The sequence below is a fragment of the Nocardia sp. NPDC051052 genome (assembly GCF_044456045.1).
GTDB lineage: Bacteria > Actinomycetota > Actinomycetes > Mycobacteriales > Mycobacteriaceae > Nocardia.
The window spans coordinates 138,662-152,694 of record NZ_JBITFL010000005.1; the positions used below are offsets into that span (position 1 = coordinate 138,662).

Genomic DNA, 14,033 nt, shown 5'->3' on the forward strand with positions numbered 1-14,033 from the left:
GCACTGTCATGATGGTTGCCGTGTCGTCTACCAGTACGCACCAACCGACCGGCCCCGAGCTGGATTCACTCGACCCCGAACAAGCCGCCGCCGTGCGCGCGCCACGGGGTCCGGTGTGCGTACTCGCGGGGGCGGGCACCGGCAAGACCAGGACCATTACCTATCGGATCGCGCATCTGGTGTCCGCGGGACATGTGAAGGCCGACCAGGTGCTCGCGGTCACCTTCACCGCGCGGGCGGCGGGGGAGTTGCGCAATCGGCTGCGCGCGCTCGGGCTCGGCGGCGACGCGAACCAGGTGCAGGCGCGCACCTTCCACGCGGCCGCGCTGCGCCAGCTCAAATACTTCTGGCCGCAGATCGTCGGCGATGTGCCGTGGCGGCTGATCGACGGCAAGTTCCCGATCGTCGCGCAGGCGGCGAACCGGGCCGGGCTCTCCTCGGCCACCGACAGCGTGCGCGACCTGCTCAGCGAGATCGAATGGGCGAAGGCCTCGCTCATCGCGCCGGAGGACTATCCGGCGGCGGTGGCCAAGCAGCGCCGCGAGACGCCGTACGACGCGCTGCGGGTGGCCGAGGTGTACGCGGGGTACGAGAAGCTCAAGGCCACGCCGGACGGTCTGCTGCTCGACTTCGACGATCTGTTGCTGCACACCGCGGCGGCGCTGGAGGACTATCCGGCGGTGGCCGACGAATTCCGCGGCCGCTATCGCAGTTTCGTGGTCGACGAGTACCAGGACGTCACCCCGTTGCAGCAGCGCGTGCTCGACGCCTGGCTCGGCGAGCGCGACGACCTGACCGTGGTCGGCGACGCGAACCAGACGATCTACTCGTTCACCGGCGCTACCCCCGGCTATCTGCTCGACTTCTCCCGCCGCTTCCCCGACGCCACCGTGGTCCGGCTGGAACGCGACTATCGCTCGACCCCGCAGGTGGTCTCGCTGGCCAACCGGGTGATCGGCGTGGCGCGCGGGCGTATCGCCGGCACCCGGCTGCAGCTCATCGGCCAGCGCCCGGACGGACCCGAGCCGGTCTTCGCCGAATACGACGACGGCCCGGCCGAGGCCGCCGCGGTAGCGAAGTCGATCAAACGGTTGATCGACGCGGGCACACCCGCCGCCGAGATCGCCGTGCTCTACCGGATCAACGCGCAGTCCGAGAGCTACGAGCAGGCGCTCACCGAGCGCGGCATCGCCTACCAGGTGCGCGGCGGCGAGGGATTCTTCTCGCGGGCCGAGGTCAGGCAGGCCGTTTCGGTCCTGCGGCAGGCCGCCTCGCGCGACGACCTGCCCGCCGAGGCACGCAGCGGTGCCGCGCTGGTCACCCTGGTCCGCGCGGTGCTGGCGCCGGTCGGCCTCACCACGGAAGAGCCCGTCGGCGCGCAGGCCCGGGAGAAATGGTCCTCGCTCGTCGCGCTGGTCAGCCTGACCGAGGAACTGGTCAGCCACGACGACCAGCTCGACCTGCCCGGCCTGCTGCGCGAGTTGGCCGCCCGTACCGAGGCGCGGCACCCACCGACCGTGCAGGGCGTCACGCTCGCCTCGCTGCACGCCGCCAAGGGGCTGGAGTGGGACGCGGTGTTCCTGGTCGGCGTGGCCGACGGCACGCTGCCGATCGCGCACGTGCTCGCCGACGACGGTTCGGTCGGCGACGAGGCGAAGCTGGAGGAGGAGCGTCGGCTGCTCTACGTCGGCGTGACCAGGGCACGCGAACATCTGCAGCTGTCCTGGGCGCTGGCGCGCGGCGAAGGCAAGCGCCGCACCCGCCGCCGGTCCCGGTTTCTCAACGGTCTCGTCCCCGACGATTCACCCGCATCCAGGATCGCGACGCCGGTCGTCGAGGCGAAAGGCATGCGTCCGACCTGCCGAGTGTGTGCGAAGCCACTCATCGGCACCTATGCGACTATGCTTGGCCGCTGTCGTCGTTGCCCGGCGGAACTCGATGCCGAACTTCTGACGGCTCTGCAGGAGTGGCGCGCGGAGAAGGCGGAGGCGTTGCAGGTGCGCGAGTTCGTGGTGTTCACCGACACCACGTTGACCGCGATCGCCGAACAACTCCCAGGTGACGACGCCGCGCTGGCCGCGATCGCGGGCATCGGCGCGAAGAAGCTCGAACAGTACGGCGCCGACGTGCTCGCGATCATTGCCTCGCGGCTGCGCGCAAGACCCCAAAACCGCAGGTAGAAAATAGGTTGTACCGCCCGGCGAACTTGCCTATGGTGGGTTTTACGCACCGGGAGGTTATCCCGGCGCGCAGAGTTCAAACAGACACAACGAGTTAGGAGGGAGGCAGACGTGAACATCACATTCTTCAATGCGATCGGCGTTGCGGTGAATTCACCCATGTCGGCCTCCCGGGGGATCCTCGCCTTGCAGGGGATCGGTCTGTCCGAAATCGGTGTCTTCGGCACGCAGGCGCAACTCGCGCCCACGCATGCCCCGATGTGCACCGTCATTTTGGACAAGCCCAGTGCGGGTGGCTGGCACCCGTCTGTCGTCGAAACGGCAGACGTCAACGTCGCCGCAGCAGCCGGTTATGAGCCGGCGGATCTGCAGGCAACACGCCTCCGCCCCGCACACCAAGCGATCGTGATCAGGACTCGACAGAAATGTCGAATACCTAGGTAGGGAACTTCCCTCCCAGACCTCCTGGCCACGGCTCGCACGAAGCGAAACCGTGGCCAATCTTTTTCGGCCCTTCAGCCAGCCGGCCCCGGTTTCGCGGACAACACAACGAACCGCTGCAACGAGCTGAAGGAGAACGACGTGTTCACCGCCCAGGAATGGCCACAAGCCACTACTGACGTGACATGCGAAACCGTGGCGCCGACCACTCGGACCCGGGAGGGCAACAAGTCCGTGCCTTGCCGAGCCGGAGATCCCGATCTCTGGTTCGCCGAGAGCCCCAACCAGTTGGAGCAGGCCAAGGCGCTGTGCGCCAGCTGCCCCATCCGCAGGGGCTGCTTGACCGCGGCCATGGATCGGCGTGAGCCGTGGGGTGTCTGGGGTGGCGAGATCTTCGATCAGGGGGTCGTCATCGCCCGCAAGCGCCCGCGCGGACGTCCGCGCAAGGTCGCGGTACCGGCATGAAGCCGGAAGTAACTTCCCTCCCTCCGGTCGATGTGCTCGATTCGGTTGGTCCTGACACGGGCCGAGCCAACGAACGAGAAAGCAGACGAACCGCTCACCGTCGCTCGGTGAGCGGCTCGTTTGCGTTGTCGTGCAGTGCTTTCGGGGATATGCGGGGTGGGGATCAGGTTCGTCGTGGCCCGTGGGGTGCCCGGCGGACCGTCAGCCCGTCGGCAACGGCGAGCAAGAGTGTTCTGGTGTCGTCGGCGTGCGCCCACCAGCGGTGGCGCACGCCCGACGGGCAGTAGTAGGAGTCTCCGGTGGACAGCGTCACCTGTTCGCCGTTGGCGGCGACCGTGATGGTCCCGGAGACCACGTAGATCAATTCGTCGTTCTGATGCTTGAATTCACGCTCGCCGCGGTCGGTGCCGCCGGTGAACTCGAGCGCGCGCAGTTTCCTCGGCCCGTGCACCAGCGAGCGCACCGAACCGTCGTTTTTCCGATCGGCCTGTTCGAGCACGCCCTCGCCCGCCCGGACGATCACCGAGCCCGGCGTGCTGTCGGCCGCCGCCAGCAGTTCCGTCGCCGTGGTGCTGAGCGCGTCGGCGATGCGCTGCAACGAGCGCAGGCTCGTATTGGTCCGCCCGTTTTCCAGCTGGCTCAGAAACGACTGCGACAATTCGGTCTTCGCCGCCAGCTGGGCCAGCGTCAGCCGAGCCGCCCGCCTGCGGTCATGCACGACGTTGCCGAGCCCGGGCCACCGCGCCCGGTCGTCGTGTCCGATCTGATGCACTTACTCAAAACCTCTCTCGCTGCTTCGCACAGTGTCAGCAGCGAGGTACGGAATCTCGTATTTACATCACGGTGATCGCAATGCTTCCAGAGCTTTCTGTCTGGTTGATAGGGCAGAACCCCCTCGAACACCGACGGTCGCCATCGACCCGACGTCAGAAGTCGAATACCGACACCGTCGTCGCGCGCAACACGCACGAATTGGAAAAGAAGCCATGATCGGAGATCGGCTGCCCGCGCCAGACACCGTCGATGGTGGCGACGACGGGATCGAAATCCTGCGAACACAGCGGCGGCACAGTGAAATCCGCGAGTTCGCGGATGTTTCCGTCGGCCGCCTCCAGGTTCTTACAGGCCTCCTTGGCTTTCGGATGGGTCCCGCCGATCGTCGGCGCGCAAATCAAGCTGACCACGCGCTTGTCGACCACCTCGACCGATACCCCCGGCCCCACCGAGAGCGACACCACCGACTGCGCATCCTTGTCGGTCGCGGCGTCGACCGGCGCGGCCACCGATGATCCGAGCAGCACCGCCGCACTGATCGAAACACCGACAATCCGACCGGTGCGCGCCATGGCCATCACCCTTCGTAGACGGAGCCGATCCGACCTGAGACGAGGCTAATCGACCAACCACTCCGCTCCGCGCAATTGGCGTCGCCCGGCTGGGTCTCGCCGATCGCGCTGCCTACGCCGACGACAGGCCGGATGGCTCAGCTGACGGTGCGCTCCTCGCGGAAACCGGGCATCCAGGTGCGCACCAGTTCCATGAAGGGCAGTTCGGCGTCGAGCTGGGCGAGGATGCCGACGGAGCCGCCGAGGACGCGGAAGATCATCACGTATTCGGCCGGGAGTTGCAGGGCGCGTGCGGTTTTCATCTCCTGGCTGGAGATGTCGGAGGCCTTGCCGGCGACCCGCTGCATCCACTTGCGGGTGAAGTGGAACGAGTCGGACTTGATCGGGTCGGTGAAGGGACGCAGGTAGTCGGCGATCTCCTTGTGCGTGACGGTGCGGCCAGGGATGACCCAGCCGTTGTCGTACATCAGCGCGGTGAGTTCGGCGAAGCGTTCCTCGACCGCGAGCGCGAGCATCCGGCCGAGTACCACGGGGAAGCCGTTCGGCATCGGCGCGCAGGCGCCGAAGTCGATGACGGCGAGCTTGCCGTCGGCGAGCATCATGAAGTTGCCCGGGTGCGGGTCGGCGTGCAGCAGGCCGACCGTCTCGGGGGAGGAGAAGTGGAAGCGGCCCATCAGTCCGGCGACCCGGTTGCGCAGCTCGCGGGTGCCTTCGGGATCCTCGGCGCCCGCCTTGATGATCGAGGAGACCGCGGTGCCGTCGAGCCATTCGGTGACAATCACCTTCGGCGCGCTGGCCACCACCTTGGGCACCACGATCTCCTGGTGCCCGTCGAAACCCTTGGCGAAGGCGCGCTGGTTGGTGGCCTCGTTGCGGTAGTCGAGCTCTTCCTCGGTGCGCTCGGTGATCTCGGCCAGGATCGGCTTGACGTCGGCGCCGGGGATGACCGACGCGAGCAGCCCGGTCATCCGGTTCAGCGTCTTGAGGTCCGCGCGCAACGCCTCGTCGGCGCCGGGGTACTGCACCTTCACCGCGACGGTGCGCCCGTCCGACCACACCGCCTTGTGCACCTGCCCGATGCTGGCCGACGCGGCCGGGCTGTCGTCGAACTCCCGGAACCGCTCCCGCCACTGGGTGCCGAGCTGCTGGTCGAGCACCCGATGCACGGTCTCGGCGGGCATCGGCGGCGCGGCGGCCTGCAGTTTGGTCAGTGCCTCGCGGTAGTGCTCGCCGAACTCCTCGGGGACCGCGGCCTCCATCACGCTGAGTGCCTGCCCGAACTTCATCGCGCCGCCCTTGAGCTCGCCGAGCACGGTGAACAGCTGCTCAGCGGCCTTCTGGTTCAGCTGCGCGTTGATCTCGGTCCGGTCGCCGCCCGCCAGCTTCTTCCCGAACCCCACGGCGGCCCGCCCGGCGATACCGAGCGGAATCTTGGCCAACTTGGCGTTACGGGACGAGCGACGGCGCACAATCTCAGACACGTACCCATCATGGCGGAAGGAACCACCACTTAGCCATGGCAATCTTGAATCGACCCTGCCCGCGGGAGTGACCCCGATCACTCGGTCTCCGATCGCGCGGGCAATCGAGGGCGGCCTCGACATGCGGTGAGCCCAGCGGGAATTCGCCGGCAATCGCAGTCCGCGTGGCGCGGCCACCGCCGCCGACCGAGCAGATGCGCGGCCAGGTCCAATTCGAGAGTCGCATCCAACGTGGCCAGCTTTCGCCGGGCCGACAGCGCCAGGATGTCCTCCACCTCGCTGACCGCGAGTGCGGCGGTGGCCGCGATCTTGGCCGGGGACGCGTGCCCGACCCGGCCGAGCAACTGCGCGGCCAAGTGCGGCCAGTCGGCATCGTTGTCGGCGCGCAGCAGGTCGGCACAGCGCAGGCAACTGGTCGCACCGGGCAGCACCAGCGGGCCGATCACGCCGCGGCCGTCGCGGATCCGCACCGGCAGGTGCGCGATCCGATGCCGCACCAGATCGTCGATGAGCCCCGGGTCGGCGATCATCGTGTCGGCCAAGACCACCAGGTCGGCCTGCCAGCCGGACACCGGCGCCGCGTGCGGACGGTAGTCGCGCGAACGGCTCGGCCGGACACCGAGTTTGCGCAGCCCCGCGGCGATCGCGTCGGACATCGGCCCGAGCCCGTGCACCCGCACCGACCTGATCCGTCCGCCGCGATCCTCGGGATGTTCGAGCAGCCCGGCCTCGTCGAGCACATCGAGCAGCGCCACCGCGAGATCCGGCTCGACGCCGCATTCGCCGGCGCGCCAGACGATTTGGGGCCGGGTCTGGGTCCCGTCCAGCAGGCGTAGGAAGGCGAGCACGGTGTCGGCGTCGAGACCGGCGGCGTCGAGCAGCAACGCGGTCTCGGGGTGCCAGCCGAGTTGTACGGTGCCGGACGGGCGCACCAGCACGGTGATCTGCGGGGGCAGCATCGGGCCGCGACACAGTGATGTCATGCCGGGCAGTATGCGCAACCCGCGCTGTCCGGCCGGTGCCGAATCCCCTAGTTATCCACAGGGATTCGGCACTACCAACAGGACAATCAAGCGGACGTGCCGCTGTCCTTGCCCAGGTCCGGGCCGGACTCACCGCCGTCCGCGCGTCGTTCGGCGGCCTCGTCGGACTTGTCTCGCTCGGCCTTTTCCCGCGCCTCGGTCTCCGCAAGCTGCGCCAGCGGATCGTCGAACGCGGTGGTGCCGCCGCCGATCACCGAATCGATGAATCCGGCGGGGGAGTCCAGGTCGTTGGAGTCGGGCAGCAGGTCCGGGTGCGCCCAGACGCCGTCGCGCTTCTCCACGCCCGCGTCACTGGTGAGCCTGCGCCACAACGCGGCCGCCTCACGCAGCTTGCGCGGCCGCAGCTCCAGCCCGACCAGGGTCGCGAACGTCTGCTCGGCCGGACCACCGGTGGCCCGCCGCCGACGCAGCGTCTCGGCCAGCGCGCCCGCGCCGGGCAGCCGGTCACCGACGGCATCGGTGACCACGACCTCGACCCAGCCCTCGATCAACGCGAGCAGCGTCTCCAGTCGTTCCAGCGCCTGCTTCTGTTCCGGCGTGGTCTGCGGCTCGAACGTGCCCTGCGACAGGATCTCCTCGAGCTTGCCCGGATCGGTCAACGCCGTCGGGTCGATGCCCTGGGCGGCTTCCTCCAGCGCGGAGAAGTCCATCCGGATGCCGCGCGCGTAGTCCTCGACCGCCGCGAGCACCTGCTGGCGCAGCCACGGCACGTGCCCGAACAGCCGCTGATGCGCGGCCTCCCTGGCCGCGAGGAACACCATGATCTCGCTCTCCGGCTGCTCGAGCCCCGCGCTGAATTCCGCGATGGCGGCGGGCAGCAGGGCGGCGGTACCGGTCGGGCCCAGCGGCAGCCCGATATCGGTGGAGGTCAGCACCTCCTTGGCGAGCTGGCCGAGCGCCTGGCCGAGCTGCGAGCCGAACGCGAGGCCGCCCATCTGGCCGAGCATGCCGACCATCGGCGCCGCGAATTCCTTGGCCTCTTCCGGCAGCGACGCGGTCCACATGCCCGATATCTGCTGGGCCACCGGATCGCACAGCCGCTGCCAGGTGGTCAGGGTCTCTTCGATCCAGTCGTTGGCGGTCCACGCGACGGTCTTGCTCGCGCCGGCGGGCAGGGTGGTCGCGCCGTCGAGCCACAGCTCGGCGAGGTGCGCGGCATCGGCGACGGCACTCGCCGTCTTCGCCGACACCGGGGTCACGCTCGCGCCGAGCTGCTGGCGGGCCAGCCGCTTGGCGACGTCGTAGTTCACCGGGCCGGACTGCGCCGAACCCGGCTGCCCCATGCCGCTGAGCATCTGACCGAGCGAGGTCAACATCTGCCCGAGCTGTGACGGATCGAAACCGCCGCCCGGTCCACCCACTCCGAACGGGTTGTTCGACTCGGGACCGCCCGGTTCGTCACCGCGCTTGCGGTCGTCGTCGTCGCGGTTCGAAAATCCGAAGGGGACGTCACTCATATGGTTCACGTTACGCGTCCAGTGCAGGCAGTTGATGTTCGCGCGGCGCGAAACCGGGAACGCGCGGGAACGCCGAATGTCCGCCTCTACCGCCGTTCCACGGCGGCCATCACTACTGTGGTCCAGGTGAATCGTCGGATCCTCACCCTGGTGGCCGCTCTGATCCCGGTGCTCGTGCTCGGCGCGCTCGGCACCGTGCTCACTGTGCCGTTCGTCGCACTCGGCCCCGGCCCCACCTTCAACACGCTCGGCAAGGTCGACGGCAAAGAGGTGGTCGACGTCCGCGGCACCGAGGTGGACCCGGCCACCGGCCACCTCAATATGACCACCGTGTCGGTGCGCGACGGGTTGAGCATCTTCGAGGCGTTCGGCTTCTGGGTGAGCGGCAAGCACGGCCTGGTGCCGCGCGCGGAGGTCTACCCGCCCGGGGTGTCGCGTGACGAGATCGACAAGTCCAACCAGCAGGACTTCAAGGATTCCGAGGGCAATGCCGAGGTCGCGGCGCTGCACTACCTGAACATGCCGACCGTCGTGCTGCTGCGCAAGGTGGCCGACGACGGCCCCGCCAAGGACACGCTGCACGCCGGCGACGAGATCATCAGCATCAACGGCGCGCCGATCGCCGCGCCGAAGGACGTGGTCACGGCCGTGTCGTCGCAGCCGCCGGGTGCGCAGCTGACCATGCAGATTCGTCGCGACAGCGCCGAGCAGACCGTGCAGGTGACCCTCGGCGCCCGACCGGACGACAAGGACAAGGGCTACCTCGGCGTGACACCGGGGGAGGGCGCGCGCCCGCCGCTGCATGTCGACTTCAACCTCGCCGACATCGGCGGCCCGTCGGCCGGTCTGATGTTCAGCCTCGCGCTCATCGACAAGCTCACCCCCGGCGAGCTGGACGGCAGCAAGTTCGTCGCGGGCACCGGCACCATCGATCAGGACGGTAAAGTCGGCCCGATCGGTGGCATCCAGTACAAGATGATGGCCGCGCGCGACGCGGGTGCGGAGACCTTCATGGTGCCCGCCGCGAACTGCAACGAGGCCAAGCAACGCACCCCCGACGGCCTGCGCCTGGTAAAGGTCGAAACCCTCACCAGCGCCGTGCAATCGCTCAACGACATCAACGCGGGGAAGGAACCCGTCAGCTGCGGCTGAGCCCGGCCGATCAGTCCAGCCCCGACCACTCCAGCGTCGCGTGCAACGCGTCGATCAGGTTGGGCGCCAGATTCGGGTAGGTACGCAGGTCCATATCGCCGAAGTCGTCGGCGTCGTCCTCGGGCCGCAACTGCAGCAGACACAGCGACGCGCCCTCACGCAGCACCGCGGCGAACAGCCGGGCCTCGCGCCGTTCCGGATGTGCCTCCGCCGCCGCGCGCGCGGCCGCGTCGGCCGCCTCGTGGTCGGCGAGCAGCGGCACCAGCGCCTCGTCCAGGGTGGATTCGGCATCCGGCGGCAGCACCACGATCTCCTGCACCAGCACGCAGCCCTGCACGGCCGGCGGCCAACTGGTGGTCGCAAGGAACTCGTCCAGCGCCACCGACCCCCCGGTGATGTCGTCCGGAAACAGTTCCTGCGCAACAGGAGTGAGCTCAGCCGCCTCGTCAATCTCTTCGAGCAGCTCAGGCTGGGCCGCCACCAGGTCGGCGGTAGGAACCAGCGCAAACATCTGCGGCGGTCTACCCCACCCTTCGACGTCGACGAATTCGGCGACCTCGCGAACAGAGCGGGCGAGGACGAGTTCGGCGTGCAGATCTGCGGGGGTCACGGAGAACATCCAATCAAACGGCCCCCCGCGGCAATCACCAAACCCGCCGCTTCGTAATCACCAACCCCGCCGCTTCCCACCAACCTCCCCCGAATTAGGAGCCCTAACCGCTCCCGACTAGTAGCCATAGCCGCTCCCACCGAACCCAACCAGCCCCCACGAAGCGAGTCTTACGAGCGACCGTTCGTGGCCAGCCCGGAACCCGCCGCTTCGTAATCACCGAGCCCGTCGCTTCGCTCCAACCTCCCCAAATTAGGACCCATAGCCGTTCCCGCCCGAACCCAACCAGCCCCCACGGAGCGAGTCTTACGAGCGACCGTTCGTGGCCCGTCTCGCGTCCGAGTGGTCGAAGCGCATGCGCCGCAGGCGCGAGTCTCGACCGCTCGGACGCGAGACACCGGGGGCCACGAACACGCCGCGCCCGCGCGGCCAATAAATACAGCCGTAGAGTGGGGCCGAACGGTCCGAAAGGACCACCCGCAACATCGGACTGCGGCATCTCGGCCGGACTTGTCGGCGCGAGTGCCGCCGGACCTTGGAGAGTGGCACCGTGGGCATGCGGCCCCCCACCGGATTACCTTCGCTTTCCCGACGCAGCCGCGTACTGCTGCTGGCGGCTATTGCCCTTGCGGCGTTGCTGCTGCTCGGTCCGCGACTGACCGACACCTATACGAATTGGTTGTGGTTCGGCGAGGTCGGTTTCCGCAACGTGTATCTCACGGTGTTGCGGACGCGGATCTTGTTGTTCCTCGCTGTCGCGATCTTTGTCGGCGTGGTCGTGTGGCTGGCGTTGTTGCTCGCCTATCGATCCCGGCCGGTGTTTGTGCCGGTGGCCGGACCGAACGATCCGATCGCGCGCTATCGCACCACCGTGATGAGCAGGCTGCGGTTGTTCGGTGTCGGCATCCCGGTGCTGCTCGGCCTGCTGTCCGGCCTGGTGGCGCAGTCGAATTGGGTCACCGTCAATTTGTTCTTGAACAGCAGCTCGTTCGGCCAGCAGGACCCGCAGTTCCATCTCGACGTCAGTTTCTACGCGTTCGAGCTGCCGTTCTATCGGATGATTCTGAACTGGTTGTTCGTCGCGGTGGTCATCGCGTTCTTCGCCAGCTTGGTGACGCATTACGTTTTCGGCGGTTTGCGGCTGAGCGGTCGCGAGGGCACGTTGACCCGCGCCGCGCGCATCCAATTGGCTGTGCTCGCGGGTCTTTTCGTGCTGCTCAAGGCGATCGCGTACTGGTTCGATCGCTATGAGCTGTTGATGAGCAGCCGTAAGGAGCCCACCTTCACCGGTGGTTCCTTCACCGATATCAACGCGGTGCTGCCGGCCAAGCTGATTCTGTTGTCGATCGCGGTGATCTGCGCGCTCGCCTTCTTCGCCGGCATCGTGCTGCGCGATCTGCGGGTGCCCGCCATGGCGGCCGCGCTGCTGGTGTTGTCTTCGATCTTGGTCGGCGCGGTGTGGCCGCTGGTGGTCGAGCAGTTCTCGGTGCGTCCGAACGCGGCGGACAAGGAGAGCGAATACATCCAACGCAATATCGCCGCGACCAGGCAGGCGTTCGGTATCACCGACGACAAGATCACGTATCAGGATTACAAGGGCGAGAGCAACAAGAGCCCGCTGCAGGTTCCGGTCGACGCCGCGACCATCGGCAATGCCCGGTTGCTCGATCCGAATATCTTGTCGCCCACCTTCACTCAGCTGCGCCAGCTGAAGAATTTCTACGGCTTCCCGGAGTCGCTGGACATCGACCGCTACAACATCGACGGCGATGTACAGGACTACATCGTGGCGGCCCGCGAGTTGTCGCCCGCGGCGTTGAGCGGCAACCAGAAGGACTGGATCAACCAGCACACCGTCTACACCCACGGCAACGGTTTCGTCGCCGCGCCCGCGAACCGGGTCAACAAGCCGCAAAGCGACGACCCGAACGCGACTGGCGGCAGCAGCGACAGCGGCTACCCGATCTTCATGGTCAGCGACCTGTTCACGCCGCCGGACAAGCAGCGGATCAAGGTCGATCAGCCGCGCATCTACTTCGGCGAGGTGATCTCGCAGGCCAGCCCGGACTACGCGATCGTCGGCGCGAAGGCGGCCGAGCGGCCCCGCGAATACGATTCCGACACCGCGCAATTCACCTATGGCGGCAAGGGCGGCGTGCCGATCGGCAACTGGTTCAACCGGTTTGCCTTCGCCGCCAAGTACGCCGAGCGCAACATTCTGTTCTCCTCGGCTATCGGCAACGACTCCAAGATCATCTTCAATCGCGATCCGCGGGATCGGGTGCAGAAGGTGGCGCCATGGCTGACCACCGACGGCAACGCCTACCCGGCGGTCGTCAACGGGCGGATCCAGTGGATCGTGGACGCCTACACCACGCTGGACGACTACCCGTACGCGCAGAAGACCTCGCTGGACGGTGTCGAGGACAGTATCGACAAGAAGACCGGCAGGCTGCTTCCGCGTAAGGAGGTCAGCTACATCCGTAACTCGGTGAAGGCCACCGTCGACGCCTACGACGGCACCGTGAAGCTGTACGAGGTGGACTCGAAGGATCCGGTGCTGAAGGCCTGGCGTGGCGTGTTCCCCGGCGCGGTCGAGCCGGAGAGCGCGATCACCCCGGAGCTGCGCGCGCACTTCCGTTATCCGGAAGATCTGTTCAAGGTGCAGCGCGAGATGCTGACGAAGTACCACGTCGATGATCCGCGCGAGTTCTTCACCAACAACGCGTTCTGGTCGGTGGCGACCGACCCGACGATCGACGGTGGGGCCCCGGCCAACCAGCCGCCCTATTACGTGCTGCTCGGTGACCCGAAGGGCGGGAACAAGCCGGTCTTCAATCTGACCAGCGCGATGGTCGGCTACAACCGGCAGTTCCTGTCGGCGTATATCTCGGTGCGGTCGGATCCGGACGACTACGGCAAGTTCACCATCCTGCGGTTGCCGACCGATACGCAGACGCTCGGCCCGCAGCAGACGCAGAACCGGATGACGACGGCGCCGGAGGTCTCTCGGGAGAAGACGCTGCTGTCCAACTCGAACAAGATCAAATACGGCAATCTGCTGACCTTGCCGATCGCCGACGGCGGCATTCTCTATGTTGAGCCGTTCTACAACGAACGTAATACCGGAGCTAACACCGCGACCTTCCCGCAGCTGCTGCGGGTCCTGGTGAGTTATCGGGACGAGGCGGGCAGTGTGAAGGTGGGTTATGCCTCCACCCTGGCCGAAGCGCTGAACCAGGTGCTGCCCGGAAGTGGGGCGCTGGCAACACCTTTCGGCGGCGACTCGGGCATTCGGCCTCGACCGGGCAGCACCCCGCCGCCGCCACCGGAGCAGGGCACCCCGCCGCCGAACACCGGTACCCCGCCGCCGGCGGGCACCCCGCCGCCGGCCGGTTCCGCCGCGGCCAAGGATGCTGCGGCCGCAGTGCTGAATACGAAGATCGACGCGGTACGTAATGCTATGCGCACCGGCAACTTCCAGGATTTCGGTCGAGCACTCGATGAACTGGACGCGGCAGTAAAGGCGTACCAGGACGCGGGGCGCTAGCACCGTCAGCAACGGAACGAAATACGCCGCCATCACTGATGGCGGCGTATTTCGTTACGGTAAAGAAAGTTCCGGTTCCGAATGCTATTCACCGACGTAGTTGTCAACGTGGGTTTCGGAACTCTGGTAGCAAACAAATTCATGATTGCCGACGCTCGGTACCACTTGTTGGACATCGGTCGTAATTGCACCAGCTCATGTCGGTGGCGTCGTAGCGGTCGGACTCCCGCCGCTGATCGGCCGCCGCCATTTCTTATGTCAAGACAAATCCTGCGGCGATTACAAGGGAGTGCGCGAACGGATCGGCG

At 67.1% G+C, this 14,033-nt stretch carries 11 protein-coding genes; 5 read left to right on the top strand and 6 right to left on the bottom strand.

Translation table 11 applies throughout. The features are described 5' to 3' along the window. Positions 1-11: 11 nt before the first annotated feature. From ACIBCN_RS18175 to ACIBCN_RS18185, 3 genes are all read left to right on the top strand, one after another. Complete coding sequence (locus ACIBCN_RS18175; protein ID WP_396993305.1) at positions 12-2,180, top strand: ATP-dependent DNA helicase UvrD2; 2,169 nt, start codon at positions 12-14, stop codon at positions 2,178-2,180. A 111-nt stretch (positions 2,181-2,291) separates the two neighbouring features. After that, positions 2,292-2,624 (top strand): hypothetical protein, encoded by a 333-nt coding sequence (locus tag ACIBCN_RS18180; RefSeq protein ID WP_396992717.1) that lies wholly within the window; start codon positions 2,292-2,294, stop codon positions 2,622-2,624. Between the two features lie 138 nt (positions 2,625-2,762). Then, entirely contained in the window at positions 2,763-3,086 is a 324-nt protein-coding gene (locus ACIBCN_RS18185; protein ID WP_396992718.1) for a WhiB family transcriptional regulator, read from the top strand. A gap of 163 nt (positions 3,087-3,249) precedes the next feature. On the opposite strand, the gene ACIBCN_RS18190 is transcribed toward ACIBCN_RS18185, so the two are convergent. The 5 genes from ACIBCN_RS18190 to ACIBCN_RS18210 form a co-directional block, all read right to left on the bottom strand. Continuing rightward, on the bottom strand, positions 3,250-3,858 hold the full coding sequence (locus ACIBCN_RS18190) for a helix-turn-helix domain-containing protein (RefSeq protein WP_396992719.1): 609 nt from the start codon (positions 3,856-3,858) through the stop codon (positions 3,250-3,252). 154 nt (positions 3,859-4,012) lie between these two features. Further along, positions 4,013-4,369, bottom strand: a complete 357-nt coding sequence (locus ACIBCN_RS18195) for an SSI family serine proteinase inhibitor (RefSeq protein WP_396992720.1) — start codon at positions 4,367-4,369, stop codon at positions 4,013-4,015. Between the two features lie 200 nt (positions 4,370-4,569). Then, positions 4,570-5,913: an ABC1 kinase family protein gene (locus ACIBCN_RS18200; protein WP_396992721.1), complete on the bottom strand. Its 1,344-nt coding sequence runs from the start codon at positions 5,911-5,913 to the stop codon at positions 4,570-4,572. Between the two features lie 77 nt (positions 5,914-5,990). Further along, entirely contained in the window at positions 5,991-6,896 is a 906-nt protein-coding gene (locus tag ACIBCN_RS18205) for a hypothetical protein (protein WP_396992722.1), read from the bottom strand. 86 nt (positions 6,897-6,982) lie between these two features. Beyond that, a complete protein-coding gene (locus ACIBCN_RS18210) occupies positions 6,983-8,413 on the bottom strand; it encodes a zinc-dependent metalloprotease (RefSeq protein WP_396992723.1) in 1,431 nt (476 codons plus the stop codon). Positions 8,414-8,539: 126 nt separating this feature from the next. Here ACIBCN_RS18210 and ACIBCN_RS18215 point away from each other — a divergent pair, with 126 nt between their 5' ends. Continuing rightward, entirely contained in the window at positions 8,540-9,565 is a 1,026-nt protein-coding gene (locus ACIBCN_RS18215; protein WP_396992724.1) for a PDZ domain-containing protein, read from the top strand. Between the two features lie 10 nt (positions 9,566-9,575). Here the strand turns inward: ACIBCN_RS18215 and ACIBCN_RS18220 are convergent, their stop codons facing one another. Beyond that, on the bottom strand, positions 9,576-10,175 hold the full coding sequence (locus ACIBCN_RS18220) for a PPA1309 family protein (RefSeq protein ID WP_396992725.1): 600 nt from the start codon (positions 10,173-10,175) through the stop codon (positions 9,576-9,578). Positions 10,176-10,725: 550 nt separating this feature from the next. On the opposite strand from ACIBCN_RS18220, the gene ACIBCN_RS18225 reads away from it, so the two are divergent. Further along, positions 10,726-13,725: a UPF0182 family protein gene (locus ACIBCN_RS18225; protein ID WP_396992726.1), complete on the top strand. Its 3,000-nt coding sequence runs from the start codon at positions 10,726-10,728 to the stop codon at positions 13,723-13,725. Positions 13,726-14,033 lie beyond the last annotated feature (308 nt).

Coding starts and splice junctions, on each gene's coding strand:
- ACIBCN_RS18175 (WP_396993305.1), top strand. CDS start 12: ATGGTTGCCGTGTCGTCTACCAGTACGCACCAACCGACCGGCCCCGAG.
- ACIBCN_RS18205 (WP_396992722.1), bottom strand. CDS start 6,896: ATGACATCACTGTGTCGCGGCCCGATGCTGCCCCCGCAGATCACCGTG.
- ACIBCN_RS18210 (WP_396992723.1), bottom strand. CDS start 8,413: ATGAGTGACGTCCCCTTCGGATTTTCGAACCGCGACGACGACGACCGC.